20 protein-coding genes are annotated in these 18901 nt (G+C 38.3%); 19 read left to right on the top strand and 1 reads right to left on the bottom strand.

Going from position 1 to position 18901, the window contains the following annotated elements:
• Positions 1–26 precede the first annotated feature (26 nt).
• The 16 genes from NSS70_RS18640 (at position 27) to NSS70_RS18565 (ending at position 15157) form a co-directional block, all read left to right on the top strand.
• Complete coding sequence (locus NSS70_RS18640; RefSeq protein WP_340882243.1) at positions 27–1451, top strand: aldehyde dehydrogenase family protein; 1425 nt, start codon at positions 27–29, stop codon at positions 1449–1451.
• Positions 1452–1476: 25 nt separating this feature from the next.
• Complete coding sequence (locus NSS70_RS18635; RefSeq protein WP_327862877.1) at positions 1477–1953, top strand: flavin reductase family protein; 477 nt, start codon at positions 1477–1479, stop codon at positions 1951–1953.
• 4 nt (positions 1954–1957) lie between these two features.
• On the top strand, positions 1958–2842 hold the full coding sequence (locus NSS70_RS18630; protein WP_340882241.1) for an FAD synthetase family protein: 885 nt from the start codon (positions 1958–1960) through the stop codon (positions 2840–2842).
• A 105-nt stretch (positions 2843–2947) separates the two neighbouring features.
• A complete protein-coding gene (gene hpaI / locus NSS70_RS18625; protein WP_130156668.1) occupies positions 2948–3865 on the top strand; it encodes a 2,4-dihydroxyhept-2-ene-1,7-dioic acid aldolase in 918 nt (305 codons plus the stop codon).
• Positions 3866–3914: 49 nt separating this feature from the next.
• Positions 3915–4706: a fumarylacetoacetate hydrolase family protein gene (locus tag NSS70_RS18620; RefSeq protein ID WP_339193468.1), complete on the top strand. Its 792-nt coding sequence runs from the start codon at positions 3915–3917 to the stop codon at positions 4704–4706.
• Entirely contained in the window at positions 4703–5437 is a 735-nt protein-coding gene (locus NSS70_RS18615; RefSeq protein WP_340882237.1) for a fumarylacetoacetate hydrolase family protein, read from the top strand. Before NSS70_RS18620 ends, NSS70_RS18615 begins: the two co-directional genes overlap by 4 nt.
• Positions 5438–5493: 56 nt before the next feature.
• Positions 5494–5880 carry a 5-carboxymethyl-2-hydroxymuconate Delta-isomerase gene (locus NSS70_RS18610; RefSeq protein WP_339210506.1) on the top strand — a complete coding sequence of 129 codons (387 nt, stop codon included), beginning with the start codon at positions 5494–5496 and terminating at the stop codon, positions 5878–5880.
• A 22-nt stretch (positions 5881–5902) separates the two neighbouring features.
• A complete protein-coding gene (gene hpaE, locus NSS70_RS18605; protein WP_339197764.1) occupies positions 5903–7417 on the top strand; it encodes a 5-carboxymethyl-2-hydroxymuconate semialdehyde dehydrogenase in 1515 nt (504 codons plus the stop codon).
• Between the two features lie 56 nt (positions 7418–7473).
• Positions 7474–8130 carry a GntR family transcriptional regulator gene (locus tag NSS70_RS18600; protein ID WP_063388846.1) on the top strand — a complete coding sequence of 219 codons (657 nt, stop codon included), beginning with the start codon at positions 7474–7476 and terminating at the stop codon, positions 8128–8130.
• Between the two features lie 379 nt (positions 8131–8509).
• Positions 8510–9697, top strand: a complete 1188-nt coding sequence (locus tag NSS70_RS18595; protein ID WP_340882234.1) for an ABC transporter substrate-binding protein — start codon at positions 8510–8512, stop codon at positions 9695–9697.
• Positions 9698–9773: 76 nt separating this feature from the next.
• Positions 9774–10655 (top strand): branched-chain amino acid ABC transporter permease, encoded by an 882-nt coding sequence (locus NSS70_RS18590; protein WP_063388844.1) that lies wholly within the window; start codon positions 9774–9776, stop codon positions 10653–10655.
• Between the two features lie 13 nt (positions 10656–10668).
• Positions 10669–11721: a branched-chain amino acid ABC transporter permease gene (locus NSS70_RS18585; protein ID WP_066252130.1), complete on the top strand. Its 1053-nt coding sequence runs from the start codon at positions 10669–10671 to the stop codon at positions 11719–11721.
• Positions 11714–12490 carry an ABC transporter ATP-binding protein gene (locus NSS70_RS18580; RefSeq protein WP_094244349.1) on the top strand — a complete coding sequence of 259 codons (777 nt, stop codon included), beginning with the start codon at positions 11714–11716 and terminating at the stop codon, positions 12488–12490. The genes NSS70_RS18585 and NSS70_RS18580 overlap by 8 nt, the downstream gene beginning before the upstream one ends.
• Positions 12490–13227, top strand: a complete 738-nt coding sequence (locus tag NSS70_RS18575; protein ID WP_066252126.1) for an ABC transporter ATP-binding protein — start codon at positions 12490–12492, stop codon at positions 13225–13227. Before NSS70_RS18580 ends, NSS70_RS18575 begins: the two co-directional genes overlap by 1 nt.
• 102 nt (positions 13228–13329) lie before the next feature.
• Positions 13330–14664 (top strand): aromatic ring-hydroxylating oxygenase subunit alpha, encoded by a 1335-nt coding sequence (locus tag NSS70_RS18570; protein WP_094244350.1) that lies wholly within the window; start codon positions 13330–13332, stop codon positions 14662–14664.
• Complete coding sequence (locus NSS70_RS18565) at positions 14657–15157, top strand: 3-phenylpropionate/cinnamic acid dioxygenase subunit beta (RefSeq protein WP_063388839.1); 501 nt, start codon at positions 14657–14659, stop codon at positions 15155–15157. The genes NSS70_RS18570 and NSS70_RS18565 overlap by 8 nt, the downstream gene beginning before the upstream one ends.
• A 380-nt stretch (positions 15158–15537) precedes the next feature.
• Here NSS70_RS18565 and NSS70_RS18560 read toward each other — a convergent pair whose 3' ends face one another.
• Positions 15538–16173, bottom strand: a complete 636-nt coding sequence (locus NSS70_RS18560) for a hypothetical protein (RefSeq protein ID WP_340882232.1) — start codon at positions 16171–16173, stop codon at positions 15538–15540.
• 222 nt (positions 16174–16395) lie between these two features.
• On the opposite strand from NSS70_RS18560, the gene NSS70_RS18555 reads away from it, so the two are divergent.
• The 3 genes from NSS70_RS18555 to NSS70_RS18545 all read left to right on the top strand — a co-directional run bounded on the left by NSS70_RS18555 (position 16396) and on the right by NSS70_RS18545 (position 18716).
• On the top strand, positions 16396–16938 hold the full coding sequence (locus NSS70_RS18555; RefSeq protein ID WP_339197754.1) for a V4R domain-containing protein: 543 nt from the start codon (positions 16396–16398) through the stop codon (positions 16936–16938).
• The gene (locus NSS70_RS18550) at positions 16931–18196 is read left to right on the top strand and encodes a PucR family transcriptional regulator (RefSeq protein WP_340882230.1); all 1266 of its coding nucleotides are present in this window, start codon (positions 16931–16933) and stop codon (positions 18194–18196) included. Before NSS70_RS18555 ends, NSS70_RS18550 begins: the two co-directional genes overlap by 8 nt.
• Positions 18197–18548: 352 nt before the next feature.
• Positions 18549–18716, top strand: a complete 168-nt coding sequence (locus NSS70_RS18545) for an aspartyl-phosphate phosphatase Spo0E family protein (protein ID WP_082829641.1) — start codon at positions 18549–18551, stop codon at positions 18714–18716.
• The last annotated feature ends 185 nt before the right edge of the window (positions 18717–18901 follow it).

Below are 18901 nucleotides of genomic sequence, written 5' to 3'. Positions count from 1 at the left end.
TTTTAAGTAAGAAAAGAGAGGTAGCGATGAAAAGAAAATTGTTTATTAGTGGAAGTTGGGTAGGAGCAGAACATTATGCTCCTCTTTCCTCTCCATATAATAAAAAAGTAATTGCAGAAATTCCAATTGCTTCAGAAGCTGACGTTGAAAAAGCGATCGAAGCCGCACATAACGCCTTTCTGAAAATGGCGAAAATGCCAAAACATGAACGCGGACACATTTTGGAAAAACTGGTGATGCTTTTAGATAAGAGGAAAGAGGAAGCGGCAGAAATTATTGCAAAAGAGGCGGCGAAGCCAATCAAAACAGCATTAGAGGAAGTGCAAAGAACCATTCAAACATATAAATTTTCGGCTGAAGAAGCAAAAAGAATTCATGGTGAGGCACTATCATTAGATGCGGCGCCCGGCGGGGAAAATCGGACTGCTTATACGGTTCGTGAACCGATCGGTGTAATAGGAGCTATCACTCCGTTTAATTTTCCAATGAATCTAGTTGCGCATAAAGTAGGACCGGCCATTGCCTCCGGAAATACGATTGTCTTAAAGCCGGCCTCCCAAACACCGTTATCTGCTTTCTTTATAGCTGAATTATTGCAGGAAGCAGGACTGCCTGATGGTGCATTAAATGTTGTAACAGGAAGCGGCAGCATCGTTGGCAAAAAAATCGTAGAAGATGAGCGGGTTAAAATGATTACGTTTACAGGAAGCCCGCAAGTCGGAAAAGAGATCAGAAATAAAGCAGGCTTGAAACGTGTCACGCTTGAGTTAGGTTCCAACTCGGCTTTGATCGTAGATGAAGGAATTGATGTTAAAAGCATCATTCCAAGATGTGTTAAAGGGGCTTTTTCTAACCAAGGGCAAGTATGCATCTCGCTGCAAAGAATTTACGTACATGAACATGTATATGATGAGTTTGTCAATGCATTTGTGAAAGAAACGGAAAAGCTGACAACAGGAGATCCGCTGGATTTTCAAACAGATGTTTCAGCGCTGATTTCCGAACATGATGTAATCCGTGTCATCAGCTGGATCGAAGAAGCTAAAAAAACAGGTGCAATAGTTGCAACAGGGGGAAATGCGAAAGGAAATATTGTCGAACCGACGGTTTTACTCAACACAAAACCTGATATGAAAGTTTCCTGTCAAGAAATTTTCGGCCCTGTAGTGTTAATCGAAAAGGTTTCATCGATTGAACAGGCTGTTGAGTATGTAAATGATTCCCGGTATGGACTGCAGGCAGGGATTTATACAAAAAATATCCACCATGCTTTATATGCGGCTGAAGAGCTAAAAGTAGGCGGTGTAATGATTAATGATATCCCGACGTTCCGAGTCGATCATATGCCATACGGTGGAGTTAAAGAGAGCGGAATGGGGAGAGAAGGAATTAAATATGCGATTGAAGAAATGACGGAGCTAAAATTAATCGTGATAAATCGGCAAGTATAAATAAACGTAGGAAGAGGTGTGTAACATGGATGATCGCACGTTTCGAAATGCGATGGGGAAGTTTGCGACAGGAGTCACTGTCATTACGACTGCCCTAAATGGGGAAGTACGCGGAATGACGGCAAATGCATTTATGTCTGTCTCTTTAGATCCTAAACTAATTCTCATTTCAATTGGAGAAAAAGCAAAAATGAATGAAATCATTAAGCAGACAGGAAAATTTACAGTAAATATTTTGTCTGAAGAACAACAAGATTTATCAATGCTTTTTGCCGGTCAATTAAAAGAGAAACAAAATGTTACTTTTGATTGGGTCGGTGATCAACCAGTGCTGCCCAATTCGTTAGCAAATATTTTATGTGACGTATACAATACACATGTTGCCGGCGACCACACTTTATACATTGGAAAAGTGACTGACATTTATATGAAGGAAGGTGCCCCATTGTTATTTTTTGAAGGAAAATATAGAAATTTGGCTAGTCATGCCAACGCGGGGTGAATGGATGGAAGTCGTTTATATTAACAATTCCAAAGTATTAGCGGAATGCAAACCCGAGCCGTGTGTCATGGCAGTCGGCTTCTTTGATGGAGTGCATTTAGGACATAAGAAAATCATTGAAAAAGCGAAAGAAATTGCGCAAGTAAAAAAACTAACATTTGCCGTGATGACATTTTTTCCGCATCCAAGTCAAGTCATTGAAACGGATAGAAAAGTTATCTCCTATCTGTCGCCGCTTCCTTCCAAAATGGAAATCTTTTCACAATTAGGGGTAGAGAAACTGTATATTGTGAAATTTGACAAAAATTTTTCTGAATTATCCGATCAAGACTTTGTGAATCAATACTTAAAAGGCTTGATGTGCAAACATGTCGTTGCCGGCTTCGACTTTACGTATGGTTTTAAAGGAAAAGGGAATATGGAGAAGCTGAAAAACGTTGGAACGGGATTTTTTGATGTGACGACCATACCGAAAATCCAATATAAACAAGAAAAAATAAGCTCCTCCATAATTCGGAAGCTGCTAGAGTCAGGCCTTGTAAGTGAAATACCTCATTATCTTGGAGATTATTATCGTGTTTCATGTTTAGTGAAATCGATGGAACGAGGGGATGCTGACAACAATTTTATTTTTAAAGCGCAAATCGATCATGATTATTTCCTGCCTAAACCGGGAATTTATAAAATCCAAATAGAATTCAATGAGACATTTTACAACGGTTTATGCCATATAACGAACAAAACATTAAAACCTTACTTATTTGAGGGTGTTATTGACGGATTGGATAGAATAGCAGAAAAAAATAATGTCCAATTGAGGTTCATAGAACAATTGCTTGATCGACCAGTTGCTGCTGCTTATGATCTTTTTAGCCGAACAGTCATATAATAATTTATAGTTGAAATCATATATGATTATATATATAATAAAAATAAATTAATGAGATTTGAAATATTCAGATAATAATCATTTTGTTCAGGAGGTTGCTTATATATGTCTTATAACGAAATAAAGCAAAGATTAAGAGGATCGATTGCTCCTGTTGTTACTCCATTTGATGCGGAAGGCAATATTGATTTTGAAACGATGAAAAATTTAATCAACTGGCAAATTGAAAGCGGCAGCCATGGGATTTCAGTGACAGGAACTTCTGGCGAACCCAGTTCATTAACAACGGAGGAACGCAAGCAGGTAATGGAGCTGGCGAAAAAAACAGTGAATGGCCGAGTCCCGTTTGTTCCGGCAACAGGATCGACTAATCATGATGAAACACTTGAACTAACGAAATTTGCACAAGAAATTGGCGCAGATGCTGCGATGGTCATTGTTCCGTATTATAATAGGCCGTCCCAGCATGCGTTGTATAAGCATTTTAAAGCAGTAGCTGATTCTGTAGATATTCCGATCATTATCTACAACATCCCAGGGAGAACAGCTGTAAATTTAGAGGTCAAAACAATGGCTCGTTTAGTGGAGGATTGCCCGAACATTATCGGTGCAAAAGAATCCAATAAAGATTTTGAGCATGTGAATCGGGTGCTGCTTCATTGCGGAAGAGATTTTTTACTATTTTCAGGAATCGAGCTTTTATGCTATCCAATGCTAGCAATCGGGGGAGCAGGTTCTATTAGTGCAACGGCTAATGTGGAACCGGCAAAAGTTGCGGAATTGCATGATGCTTGGTTTGAAGGCGATATAAAGAGAGCTCAGGACCTCCATTTCGAGTTAATGGAATTAAACGATATTTTATTTGCCGAGACAAATCCGGGACCTGTAAAGGCGGCGCTTGGAATGATGGGAAAAATCACGCCGAAATTAAGATTGCCTCTTGATTTGCCTGCGGAGGAGCTTCAAGAAAGAATTCGGCAAACGCTGCAAAAATATGGTCTTTTAGAGAAAGTAAAAAATTAAGGCAAGCTAAAAAGGGCTGATGTATTGCGCCTGCTAAGGAGTGAATTGGATGGGCAATGCAGTAGTGAAAATTTTTGGAATGCCAAATATAACGGAAGCCGAAGTGGATCCAGAAAACAATTCAATTTTTTTAAATGGAACTCAATATCACGTCAATCAGCTTTCTTGGGAGCCTCCGGTTTCAGGTACGATTTACGGTGTCCTTTTGAATTATCAAGGCGCCTTTCATCGATATCGTGAGCAAATGGCACATTCACCATATAACGAACCACCGAAAGCGCCAATTTTATATATAAAACCGATTAACACATTAAGTGGCTACAGGAGCCCCATACCATTGCCTGAGGATGCAGACGAATTAGAAGTAGGGGCAGCACTCGGCGTGGTCATTGGGCGTACTGCCACTAAAGTAAAGGAAGAAGAAGCCTTTCAATATGTTGCTGGATATACAGTTGTGAATGATGTAGCAATTCCACACGAAAACATTTATCGTCCGGCGATAAGGGAGCGGGCAAGAGATGGATTTAATCCGGTTGGTCCGTGGATCATCAAAAAGGAATCGATAGATGATCCTGATTCATTGGACATTCGCGTTTTTATCAATGGAAAGCTTGCGCAAAAAAATAACACGAAAAATTTCATCCGGCCAGTTGCTCGGCTGCTGGCTGATATAACAGAATTTATGACGCTTTATCCAGGAGATGTGCTGCTGACAGGTGTTCCTGAGCAAGCGCCTTTAGTAAAGGCAGGAGACCATGTTCGCATAGAAATTGAAGGTGTAGGCAGTCTAGAAAATACAATTGTTCATGAAGCGGATTATGTGAAGGGGGCTGTGCGATGAAACGAGCTAGAGTTGCTATGAACGGCACCATTTATGAAGCAATTGAAGATAACGGCTTCCTTCAACTGAATGATCATCGTAAAGTGACAGAAAAGGACGTAGTCTGGCTTCCGCCTGTAAGCCCGCGGACTGTTTTTGCATTAGGTTTGAATTATGCAGATCATGCTAAAGAGCTGTCATTTCATACACCAACTGAACCGCTTGTGTTTCTAAAGGGACCGAATACGATTGTTGGGCATCGATCTGAAACGAAACGTCCTCCTGATGTAGATTTTATGCACTATGAATGTGAACTGGCAGTGGTAATCGGAAAAATGGCGCGTAATGTCAAGGCTAGTGAAGCGTATGAATACGTCTTAGGATATACGGTTGCAAATGACTACGCTGTCAGGGATTATTTAGAGAACTATTACCGGCCGAATTTGCGCGTGAAAAATCGCGATGCATTTACCCCGATAGGCCCTTGGCTTGTCGATAAAGAAGATATACCAGATCCGATGAACTTGGTCCTTCGGACTTACGTTAATGGAGCGTTAGTGCAGGAAGGAAATACAAAAGATATGATTTTTACAATCCCTATGTTAATCGAGTATTTAACTAGCTTTATGACCTTAAATTACGGGGACATAATTCTCACAGGAACACCTAAAGGAGCGGTCAATGTTAATGTTGGCGATGAAGTGATTACAGAAATAGAAGGGATTGGACGTTTAATTAATCGAATTATATGAAGCTGTCATTCAGAATCTTTTCTCCGTCACCAACACTTTAAAGGAGAGCTGACGTTATGCCGCATTTTATTTTAGAATATACCGACAATATCAAAAAAGAGGCAAAAATTCCAGAGCTGCTGAAAAAAGTTAATGATGTGCTAATTTCCAAAAGCGATATATTTCCAATTGGAGGCGTGAGATCTAGAGCCATTGAATTGAAAGATTATTGTGTTGCTGACGGCTTTGAGGATGATGCCTTTGTCCACGGTACGCTAAAGATTGGCGCTGGGCGTACTGAAGAGGATAAAAAAGCAGTTTGTGATGAGATCTTTGCCGTGATGAAAGATCATTTTTCGATCCTTTTCAAAAGGAGATATCTTGCCTTGTCTTTAGAACTATATGAATTTAGTGAATTTGGAACGTACAAATATAATAACATTCATCAGCGCTACAAAAATTAATTGCATACTTGGAGGAATCGAAATGACCACATATAAAGTTGGGAAAGTTCTTCATTATATCAATGGCAAGTTTGTAGAGGGAGTTGCAGGGAAAAGCTTTGAGAATATTAATCCCTTTAATAATGAAGTAATCAATGAGGTAGCGGAAGGATTTGCAGAAGATATTGACTTAGCAGTAAAAGCTGCCAAAAAAGCTTTTGCTGACGGCCCTTGGGGAACAATGTCGGTAGATGAAAGAATGAAGTATATTTTACGAATTGCTGCATTAATTGAAGAAAATGCGGAAGAAATTGCTTATTTGGAATCTCTAGATACAGGATTGCCAATCAGTCAAACGAAAAAGCAAGCATCCCGTGCAGCTGAAAACTTTCGATTTTATGCACAAATGGTTAAAAGCCGCATGGTAGGAGAAGCGTATAAAGTAGACGGAGATTTTATTAATTATACTATTTACAAGCCAATTGGGGTGGCAGGTTTAATTACTCCATGGAACACTCCGTTCATGCTGGAAACATGGAAAGTGGCTCCGGCGTTGGCAACAGGTAATACGGTTGTCTTAAAACCTGCTGAATGGTCGCCGCTGACTGCTAACAAGCTGGCTGAAATTATTCATGAAGCGGGACTGCCAGAGGGAGTTTTTAATATCGTTCACGGCTTTGGGGAAACAGCTGGCGCGTCCCTCGTGAGACATTCTGATGTCCGGCTTATTTCCTTTACGGGCGAGACGACAACAGGTGCCGAAATAATAAAAAATAGCGCAGATACGTTGAAAAAAACCTCTATGGAGCTAGGAGGAAAATCTCCTGCAATTATCTTTGCCGATGCTGATTTGGAAAAAGCCTTGGATGCTGTCGTTTGGGGAGTATTTTCTCTTAACGGGGAGCGCTGTACAGCCAATTCGCGGTTGTTTTTGGAAAAATCGATTTATGATTCCTTTGTTGAACGGCTGAAAGAGCGTGTGCAAAATATCTCGGTAGGGGATCCATTGGATTCTTCGACAGAACTAGGGCCGCTAATTCACAAAAAACATTGGGAAACCGTTTTACATTACATTGAAATAGCCAAAAAAGAAGGGGCAGAAGTGTTTTCAGGAAACGTTCCGCAATCATTGAAAAACGGCAACTTTGTTCCACCGACACTTCTTCTGAATTGCCATAACGGTATGAAAGTGGCTCAAGAGGAAATATTCGGACCTGTCATGGCAGTCATACCATTTGAGACTGAAGAAGAAGTCATAAAAATGGCTAATGATGTAAAATATGGGCTGGCTGCTTATGTATGGACGAACAATTTGAAGCGCGGACACCGAATTGTCCAATCGATTGAAAGCGGAATGGCTTGGGTAAACTCGCAAAACGTCAGGGATTTAAGAATCCCGTTTGGCGGAACGAAATATAGCGGTATTGGCCGAGAGGGCGGACATTATAGTTTTGATTTTTATACAGAGGTTCAAGTAATTCATGTGGCGATTGGAGATCATCACATTCCTCAGTTTGGTAAATCAAAAAAAGCCGAAACGATTTCGGCTCAGCAATAATAGAAAGCTAACTCGTTTTGCTTGTTAGTATATATTCTTTAATATATGATATAAGTATGGAACAGAAGGTAAAAAATAAAACACAAATTGCATATGATTATATTCTTTCACGAATTGAAAATGGTGCTTACGGGCCTGGATATCGAATAGTAATCGATCAAATTGCAAAAGAGCTGAATTTAAGCAGCATCCCTGTCAGAGAAGCGATCCGCCAATTGGAAGCAGAAGGCTTAATTCAATATAAGCCGTATAGCGGAGCAGTTGTAAGCAATATCAACGAAAAAGAGTATTTGCAAACCATTTCGGTTTTGGCGGTGCTAGAAGGCTACGCGACTGTTTTAAGTTCTAATATTATAAAGGAGGAGACGATCAAAAAATTAGAAGAATTAAACGAAAAGATGAAACAGTCGCTGCAAGATTTTGAATTAGAGCAATTCAGTGAATTAAATTATCAGTTCCACACCTTAATATATGAAAACTGCGGCAATAACTTTTTAGAGGAGCAGATTAAGCAAATTTGGCAGAGGATGAAGCGGATACGGACTTATGGTTTCACACTCGTTCCGAAGCGCTCTAAAGAGTCCATTAAAGAGCACGAAGAAATTATTCGATTGCTTCGAGAAAAGGCTCCGCCCAACCAAATTGAGGAATTTGTCCGCCAACACAAATTAAATACAGCAGAAGCATTCAGAAATCGGCAAAAATTTTCATAATAAAACAATTTCGAACAAATTCAACTGATCAAACTCAGTTGGATTTGTTCAAGGAAATTTTTTTGGCTAATATCATATATTATTTTATATATATTAATAGATAACAAGATCAAATTCTAAACCCTTGTTGTGAAGAAAATCAATAGATGAAGCTTCTTTCTCTACAAGTGGATTTTGAATGAGTAGAAAATGCTAGGAGGAAGAAAAGATAGAATTTTTTAAATATTTGAAACCATATCTTAAATCATATATAATATTATTGATGATTTGTTGGTCAAAGGAAAGGGGTGGTCCTCTGATTTCACTAATGTGAAAGCGTTGTCACTAAGAAAGATAAAGCTTTTAAGGAATTTTGCCAAAAATAAAGGAGGGGGTTACGTTGAAAAAATTTGTTTCGTTGATCATTTTGATGTTATTTCTCTCTATGCTGGCAGCATGCGGAAATTCTGAAAGCGCCGGTGGAAAAAATAATGATTCCGGTGGTTCCGATGTCATTAAAATTGGTGCTATTTATTCAGCTTCGGGCGGCGGTGCTCCTTTAGGAAAATCACAGATGGAAACGGTAAAAATGCTGGTGGAGCAAGTAAATGAAAACGATGGAATAGATGGAAAGAAAATAGAGCTGATTGCCTATGATGATAAGTCCGATCAAAATGAAGCCGTGCTGTCTATGAAAAAATTAATTGAGCAGGATAAAGTATTGGCTGTTGTTGGGGGTACGCTAAGCGGAAATGCTTTAGCAATGGTGCCGCTTGCGGAAAAGTCAAAAACTCCATTCATTGCATCAGCTACAAGTAAACAAATTGTAAAACCTGATGATAATTCTTCACGGGACTGGATCTTCAAAACGACACAAAGTGATGATGTAGTAATTCCTAAAATTTTAGCCTATTTGAAAGAAAAAAATTTAACGAAAATTGCCTGGCTGAATGTTGCCAACCAATACGGCACAAGTGCTCATGAAGAATTTAATCGCCTGAAAGGTGAATACGGCATTGAAGCTGTTATTGAAGAGGAATTTGAAGCAACTGTTGATGATGCGAAAGCGATGCTGACTCGCGTAAAGAAATCAAATCCACAGGCAATTATCGTTTGGGGAACTGCTCAGGAGTCTTCAGTTATTACGAAAGATCTCCATCAATTAGGAATGAAACTTCCCATTATTGAAAGTCAGGGAATTGGTACTAAAGAGTTTATTGAGTTAACCGGAGAAGCAGCGGAAGGAGTTATTTTTCCTGCAGGGCGTTTAATTGTCGCTGAACAATTGCCGGATAATGATCCGCAAAAAGAAACACTTATTAAGTATAAAGAGGATTTTAAAGCAAAATTCAACTACGACGCAAATACGTTTGGAGGCCATACTTGGGACGCATTCTATTTATTAGTGAATGCAATTGAAAAAGCCGGAACTGACAAAGAAAAAATTAGAGAACAGCTCGAAAATACGAAAAATTTTGTTGGAATTTCCGGAATATTCAATTTTTCGAAAGATAATCATACTGGCCTTGATGAAAGCAGCTTAGTTATGGTTCAAATCAAAGACGGCAAATTTGTCATTGCAGAATAATGCTGTAAAGGGATCTTCAACGATTAAAAGTACGGGGAAGATCCCTAAAGACCAAAAATAGAAGGGAAGTGTGGGAATGGAACTGACCAGCCAATTTATTCAGTTAATTTTTTCTGGACTGACCATTGGAAGCATCTATGCACTGATTGCTATTGGATTTGTCATTATTTACAACATAACCGGCCTTTTAAATTTAGCACAAGGCGATTTTGCCATGCTGGGTGCACTTACTTGTATTTCGTTTGTCAATATGGGCTTTCCATTAATTATTGCAATAGCAGTAAGTGTTGTCATAGTCACGATTATCGGTGGTTTGTTCGAAAGGTTGGCAATTTATCCTGCAAGAAATTCATCAACCGCAACACTTCTTATTATTACGATAGGTGCAGCTTTTGTATTTCGGGGAATTAGCATTTTAATTTGGGGAACTCAGCCTTTGGCGCTGCGTCCTTTCTCTGGAAATCAGAATATCAATTTTTTGGATGCTACCATTCAGCCGCAAAGCTTATGGGCTATCGGCATTTCCTTATTAAGTTTAGCTGTCCTTTACTACTTTTTTAATAAAACCTACTTAGGAAAAGCGGTAACAGCTTGTGTTGTCAATCGTTTTGCAGCAAGGCTAATGGGAATCAGCCCCCAAAAAATGTCGTTTTGGGCAGTATCCATTAGTGCTGGTCTTGGAGCGCTCGCAGGAATAGTGATTGCCCCCATTTCGGGTGCTTCGTATGATATGGGAATCATGATTGGCTTAAAAGCATTTATTGCTGCAGTAATTGGAGGGTTGTCAAATGCACCTGCTGCTATTGCCGGAGCATTTTTAATCGGAATATTAGAATCTTTTACGGAAGGATATTTATCTTCAGGATATAAAGATGCCATTAGCTTCACTCTTCTTTTAATCGTATTATTCTTCATGCCAAATGGATTGTTCTCGAAAGTATCAGGAAAACGTGTTTAGAGGAGAGGAAAAAATGGATAACAATTTAACGAAAATATACAACAGGAGTTTGAAAGGTCCTCTTATCTTTTTTGTCGTTATTATGCTTCTTCCTTTTATTTTTCAATCAAATAATTATATTTTAAGTACTTTCATTATGATCGGTTTTTACTCATTGGTTACGACTGGACTGACGCTATTAATCGGATATGCAGGGCAAATTTCCCTCGGGCATGCAGCTTTTTACGGTATTGGTGCCTATACCTCTGCATATTTTACGGCTACATTGCAGATGCCTTCCTGGATAGGAATTTTAGTTGGGGCGATTATTGCATCACTCGTTTCTTTAATCATTGGTATTCCAGTATTTAAACTAAAAGGGCATTATTTAGCCTTAGCCACTCTTGGATTTGGAGTGATCATATTTACATTTTTTAAAGAGTGGAAAACAATAACTGGAGGATTAAACGGGTTTTTTGGCATACCTCCTTTAAGCTTATTCGGCATTTCATTTTCAACAGATTTTCAATTTTACTTCTTAATTTGGATCTTTGTCTTTTTAGGAATTTTCTTTGCGCGCAATATTGTTCAATCAAGAGTCGGAAGAGCTTTAATGTCTATCCATGGCAGCGAAATTGCTTCGGAAGCAATTGGTATAAATATTAATAAATATAAATTGCAAATTTTTGTATTAAGCGCCGTTTATGCTTCAATTGCTGGAAGCTTATACGCACACTATGTCACCTTTATAAATCCTCAATTGTTTGAAATGATGACATCTATCTACTTTTTAATAATGGTTGTCATCGGTGGGATAGGGAATATTTGGGGCGGATTGATCGGAGCAGCGATATATGTATTTTTAGGAGAATTGTTGAAAGATATTGTACCGAAAATTATTCCCAATGCTAGCGGGGAATTCGAAATTGTATTTTTCGGCGTGCTGCTTGTAGTTATTTTAATATACATGCCAAATGGAATTTCAAAAGCGATCTTTCATTTTATCAAAAGAATCACTTCAAGCTTTAAAAATAAACCAGTTTCAGCATTTTCAAAGAAGTCAACGGGAAGTGATATTCATGACTGAGGAAACATTATTAAAAGTCGAAAATCTTTCAAAATCATTCGGCGGTGTAAATGCCGTTGAAAATGTTTCGTTTGAAGTGAAAAAAGGGGAAATTGTTGCTGTAATAGGTCCAAATGGCGCCGGCAAAACAACCCTTTTTAATTTAGTGACAGGTGTCATCCCTGCAACAAGTGGAAAAATAACCTTTAAAGGCGTTTCCATCATCGGGAAAAGACCTTATCAAATTGCAAGTCTAGGGATGACAAGAACATTTCAAAATTTGCAAGTATTTAATAATATGACCGTCATCGAAAATGTGATGACAGGAAGCCATATAAGATTAAAAACTGGAATTTTAAGCTCAGGCCTGCGATTGCCGAACGTTTATAAAGAAGAAAAAGAGGTAATGCAAAAAGCATTGCAATGCCTTGAACAGGTCGGTATTGCTGATTTAGCTTTTGAACGAGCTGAAACATTGCCTTATGGAAATCAAAGATTATTAGAGATTGCCAGGGCAGTAGCTGCAGAGCCTTCATTTATTTTACTAGATGAACCGATGGCCGGGCTGAATCCGCAGGAATCCCGCAATCTAGTGAATGTACTGAAAAATATGAGAAAACAAGGGATGACATTTTTATTTGTTGAACATGATATGGAAACGGTGATGTCGATTGCAGATAAAATTGTAGTTCTTGACTATGGGAAAAAAATTGCAGAAGGAACGCCTGAAGAAATTGCCAGCAATCCTAAAGTTATTGCAGCCTATTTGGGAGAGGAGGAAGCAATCTAATGTTAGTAGTAGACAACCTTCATACGTACCACGGATATTTGCACGTTTTGAAAGGGATTCACTTTGAAATAAAACAAGGCGAAATCTTTGCGATGGTAGGGTCAAATGGCGCCGGGAAAAGCACCCTTCTTGGAACAATAGCAGGCATTTATAAACCGAGATCAGGAACCATTGTATTTGAAAATGAAGAAATTTCTTATGGTAAAGTAGAAAAGATCGTTGAAAAAGGCATTTGTCTTGTCCCGGAAAGAAGACAAATTTTTGATGATCTTTCTGTTAAGGATAATTTGCTGTTAGGATCTTATCACCGATATAAAAATGACAAAAAAAGTGTTATGGAGGATTTCGAGCAAGTTCTAGACTTTTTCCCTAAATTAAAAACAATGTTGGATCGACCGGGCGGATTGTTGAGCGGCGGCGAGCAGCAAATGGTTGCCATAGGCCGCGGGCTGATGGCGAAGCCAAAACTAATGATGCTGGATGAACCGTCTTTAGGATTGGCTCCGCTTATTGTCAAAGACATTATGAATATTTTAAAGCAAATGAAAAAAACATTTGGAACGACCATTTTGTTAATTGAACAAAACGTCAAAGCAGCTTTGCAAATTGCAGATCACGCTTGTGTATTGGATCGCGGAGAAATTGTCATTCAAGGAAAAGCGAGCGATTTGCTGGAAGATGAAAAAATAAAAGATACGTATTTAGGTATAAGCAAAAAAGAAAGACTAAAGCTTTAGTATAAACAACAGGTCTGTACTAACCTAACTTGCCCAAAAGCCGGGAGTTTGGCGGCATAGAATTCCGAATATTCCAATAACCAAAGGAGGAAGGGAACGGATATGAGAACGATAGATTGGAAGGAAGTTGAGAAAAATATAGAAAACGGCCGATTTCCTCAATGGTTAGTTACAGATCCGGAAATATACGAACTAGAAAAAGAAAGAATTTTCGGCAGAACATGGCAGTTTCTGGCGCACGAATCGGAATTAAAAGAACCAGGAAGCTTTGTTACGAGGATGATGGTCGATGACCCGATTATTTTAGTGAAAAATAAAAATGGAGAAATCAACGCATTTTTGAACTCTTGTTCTCATAGGGGTGTTCGTTTGTGTACAGAAGATTATGGAAATAAAAAAGCATTTTCATGCCCTTATCATGGCTGGACTTATAATTTAAACGGTGAACTGATCGGGGTTGTTGCAGGGAATAAAGTATTTGGGGAATCGATGGATAAAAGCGAGTGGGGACTGCGCCCAGTTCCTCGTGTTGAAAGCTATCAAGGAATGATTTTTGGAAATCTTGATCCTGACGCTATGTCTTTAGAAGATTATTTAGGCGAAATGAAATGGTATTTTGATATAATGCTTGGCCGGAGCGACGGAGGGATGGAAGTGAGGGGAGTCCCTCAACGATGGGTGGCAAAAGCAAATTGGAAAATGACAAGTGAAAATTTCGCGGCAGATCCTTACCATGTTCAAACGACTCATAGATCCGCCGTGGAATTGAAGCTTACACCGAGCGATCCTTTGTATGCATCATATGGACATCAAGTTGTTTTGTCAAACGGACATGGAATTAATGTAATTACATCTGCTACTGGAAGATCGAATAACATATACCAAGGTATGCCTGAATCGATGTGGTCGATGTTTGAGAAAAATTTAAATAAAGAACAATTGGACATTTTTTCTAGAGTTCAAAATTTTGTTGGCGGAGTTTTTCCAAATCTATCATTCTTAAGCTCTTGCAGCGGAACAGAAGGAACAAAGTATAATCATCTTCAATTTAGAGTATGGCGGCCGTTAGGGCCCGATCAAGTTGAAATTTGGATTTGGTATATGATTGATAAGGCGCTGCCGGAAGATTATAAGGAAAAATCGTACAAAGGCTTTATTGCAACGTTTGGCGCGGCAGGTACTCTTGAACAGGATGATACGGAAAATTGGGCTCGCATTGTTGAGGCCAGCCAAGGGTTAATGGCAAGAGATCGAAATCTCAGCTACAACAATATGCTCAACTACTTAATGGGATTAGATCACTTAGATCCGGATGAGAATTTTCCGGGACCGGGAAAAGCGTACCCAACTTGCTATACAGATCATATTGCAAGAAGTATGCATAAATACTGGCTGGAGCTGATTACGAAAGAGCCAGAGGTGAAATCTCATGAATAGTGATATTCAATATGAAATTTCTCAATTTTTATATTATGAGGCCTATTTGCTTGACCACCGAAAATATCGGGAATGGCTTGAATTGCTTGATGATGATATTCAATACACGATGCCCCTGCGGGTAACTGTTGATAACAAAATGGGAAGCAATTTGAATACTGAAATGACTTATTTTGCAGATTCGAAAAAGGACATAGAGATAAAGGTCGAAAGACTTTATACGAAATCAGCCTGGGTTGAAAACCCGCCTACAAGGCAGAGGCATTTTATAAGCAATGTGGTCGTTGAGCCTGGCTTTAGCTCTAATGAATATAAGGTTAGAAGTTATTTTCTATTTAAGCGCAGCCGAAGTTCAGAAGCAAAAACCGAGGAATTGTTCGGAGAAAGAGAAGATATTATTCGGAAAGTGAATGGAAAATGGAAAATAGCAAAACGAACTGTGTATCCAGATCAGTCCGTATTATCTGTCATGAATGTCAGTATGTTTTTATAAAAAACGTGTATGTGCCAATATATTTTTTTTGCCCATTTCCCGAATTATCAACATATTTAGGCTGTTTGCTGCTTGATTTCTGTGCAGAAGAAAATGATTGGAAAGGATTTATGAAGCTTCTATATTTTCTGTAAAGGCGGAAATAGCTTAAAGGAAATGATAGATTTGCTGATATTCCAATCGTTTAGTTTATGATTCGAAATGTTTAACGGCTTTTTTTGCTTTGATTACAATTGGGCATAAATTTGCCAGCTTGCCATGTTTAGATGCATAAAACGCGAGAGAGTTATATTAGCTCCCTCGCGTCGGGCATTCATTCATGATGTACTAGACTTAAAAAATGAATGATCGTGTGTTCGTCTTCATGAAAGCTCATTTTATCATTTGCCTTCCAGCTGTTGTTTTATAACTTCCAGCGTCCAATATTTCGGCGGTTTTTCTGCTTCTAATTTTGTCAAGCATTCCCGGTGGATTTCGGCAACTCGTTCTGGTGTGATGACGTCAGCAGGATCCACTTCTATAATTTTTACTGTACTTTTATCTTCGTAAAGATGCTCTCCCTTAAGTCTCCCCGTTTCATCATACGGCCATAAAAATACTTGACGGCTTGAGTAATGATAAATTTTGTCCGGATCATCTACTTCAAATCCTAAATCAAGCAATCCTTGGCCTTTAATTAATTGGTGGAAAGTCAGTTCATCTGCAATTCCCCAATCAGCCACAGCCAGCAAGTCATCAGAATGCCAAAGTACTGATTTTGATGCAATATGATAGAAGTTGAGGACTCCTTCCTTTCCTTCAATAACAGCAGGCTCGCTTCCCCAAGTAACACGATAAACGGGGTGATAGACCATCATATCGGAAGAAACAATTTCATTGAACATGCCGGCGCCTTCCAGATGCACGTGTCGGCGGAAGTTTTCAAGAATCGCAATATGCAGTGGATTGGTTGTTTTAGCCAGCAATTCTTCAACGGGTTTCATGCAATTATAAATTTGTTCTTCAAATTTATTCATATTATTCTCCCCCTCTTTTTGTTAACGCTTACATTTTTAACAGAATCAATTCTGTTCATTACTGATATCTTATATAAAATTTCCTGAAAATTTATTAAATATTATGATAATTTTGATAAAAAATGCTAATAGTTTGTGGTGAGGGGGGACGGAAATGGGGGAAGTTTTAGACTCCAACGAAATGATGAAATTTTTGCCTGAATCTGGGCAATCTTAAATACTTTGCGAAATCATTTAATTTCAGCTTTAGGTCTCGACAGAGCTAAAGGTTTTTTATTACGGTATGGCTGGGATTGTGGCAATAATTTTTCAAATCATTTAAGAAGGAAAGATGCTTATCATACGCTGACATTGAAAGAACTGTTTATCGCTTGTTCGCATATGCACGGCATAACGGCTGATTTAGGCATTTCAGTTAAAGAGCTGTATATCGACCCTGTAACAAAAGATTATTATTCAGAAGGCTATTGGAAGCATTCACAAGAAGCTGAACACCATATTGCCACCTTTGGATTATCTTCTGATCCAGTATGTTTTACACTAATAGGATTTGCAGGCGGATATGTGAGCAATCATTTGGGTAGAAAAGTAATTTTTAAAGAAGTTGAGTGTGAAGGAAAGGGTGATCCGCATTGTCATTGGATTGCCAAACCGGTTTTAGGATTGGGGAGAAGAAATCGAAAAAGAGCTGCCTTATTAGGAAAATTTAGGACAAGAGCTAGACAAAGCTTTTATAAGGATAGAAAAGCAGAAAGAAATGTTTAAGAAAGCTCTTATGATTAATGAAAAGTTGACAAATTCGCTATTAAACGGGTGTGGACTAAAGGGGATATTGAACACTTTAGCGGTTGAGATGAATTGTGCTCTTCTGCTGGAAAACTCTCACCGTCAGTTGATTGAAGCGAGCGATTCGCTTCGAAAAATTTATTTAAACAGCGCTGATTATGTGTGGGAGAAAGTGGAAACAGTAGATATAAAAGAAAAATGTAATACGAATCGGGTAAAAGTTTCTTCAGCAAAAGGCTATACATTTGAAAAATTAATATCTCCTGTTTTTGTAAGAAACAACATTTTTGGTTATGTTTCACTAATTCGTGAATCAGAAGGCTTTTCGGAATTGGACTATATCGTCATTGAAAAGGCGGCATCCATTTGTGCTATGCAAATAATAAATGAAACTTCTGCGTTTGAAAACGAACAGCGAATTAAAGGAGAATTGCTGAACGCCGTTTTTAGGGGGGAATTTTCAGAAGAAGAGCTTACTTACCGATTAAAATTAATGGGATACAATCTTAATCAACCGCAATATGTGTTTTTGTTTCATCTGGACAGCGGCCAAGAGTTTAATCGAAAAGAGCTTGAAGATTCGCTTAATCATTATAAAACTGCAGCAGCTGAAAACTTAAATAAATTGTTCAAGCAGCAAGGTTTTGCATGTATAATGACAACAAAAGTCAATCAGCTGATTGCTGTTATTCCTGAAGATTTTATCCGTCAATTTTCATCTGAAGTTTCATGCGGGCAATGGCTAATTGATCAGATTTTCTCCGAGATTAAAACTTTTGAAATGAAATTGGGGATCAGCAGTTTATGTCAGCAAGCATCAGATTTGAAAAAAGGATTAAAAGAAGCAGAAAAAACAATTAAGATTATGAAGTTTTCTAAAAGCAATGCGAAAGTCAAAGCATTTAAGGAGCTTTTAGCGGTTGCGGAGTTAATATGCTCTGAAAATTTACCGGAAATGGAAGCCTTTTCACATACAATGCTTCAAAAAATAAAAAACTACGATGACAAGCATGGCTCAGATTTATTAGAAACGCTTTATTGGTATGTTGAAAATAACGGACATCTATATAAAACAACCGAAAGAATGCATGTTTCATTAGGGTCTGTTCGTTACCGACTGAAGAGGATGCAAGAAATTGGCGGGTTTGATTTATCGTCGAGCCAAGGCTTCTTTGATGTTCATGCTGCGGTCAATATTTATCTTTTCTTAGGGCTCATTGAAGTCAAAATGAAATAAAGCGCAAGTTTTATAATCATGACAATTTGTCCAATAAACTTAACTCACTCTTGCACGCTCAGGCTGCTTCAGAGGATTTTCATCAGAAAATACAATCCATTCAGTAAATTTGCAAAAATGATTATCCGATTTTTTAAGTGAACGCTATTTTAAAAATTTTACAATGGGTTTATTGTGCTAGGAACGTTTTTTTCTGCATGGTGGAGAAAATAAACCCCAATACTTTTTAAATGGGGGAATTTACCCCCTTCTTCCGCAAATTTCTTCAATAAATTACAAATCTTTACATTATTCGTAAGAGTATGGTACTATTAATACTACTAAAACTCGTAAAAAATGGGGTTACTGAAAAATGAATAAAATGAATATTCTATCTATTAAAATAGAAAATGAACGAGCATATATGATTTCATTGGCTGAGAAATATGGATATACATCTGAGGTTGTGTTAAAAATCAGCCAGGAACTTGATAAGCTGATTCATCAATACCAAATCGAGCTCTTAAAAAAAACGAAGTGAACTTGGCAGTATTGATAAAATTATCTCCCATCTTGAATCAAAATGGTATCTACCTTTCAGCTTTCAAATTGGGCAATCGTAAGAATGGCAGCTCTTTTGATTTTCCGACACATATTTTAGATTCCCGGAGTATACCGCTGTTCTTGTTCTATGAGCCCCAAGATAGAATATGAAAACATCATCTT

This window comes from Aeribacillus sp. FSL K6-2848, from assembly GCF_038004325.1.
In the GTDB taxonomy this organism is placed as follows: domain Bacteria; phylum Bacillota; class Bacilli; order Bacillales; family Aeribacillaceae; genus Aeribacillus; species Aeribacillus composti.
Note: the sequence above shows the minus strand (reverse complement) of the source record. Positions and strands in the feature narration are given on the sequence as shown.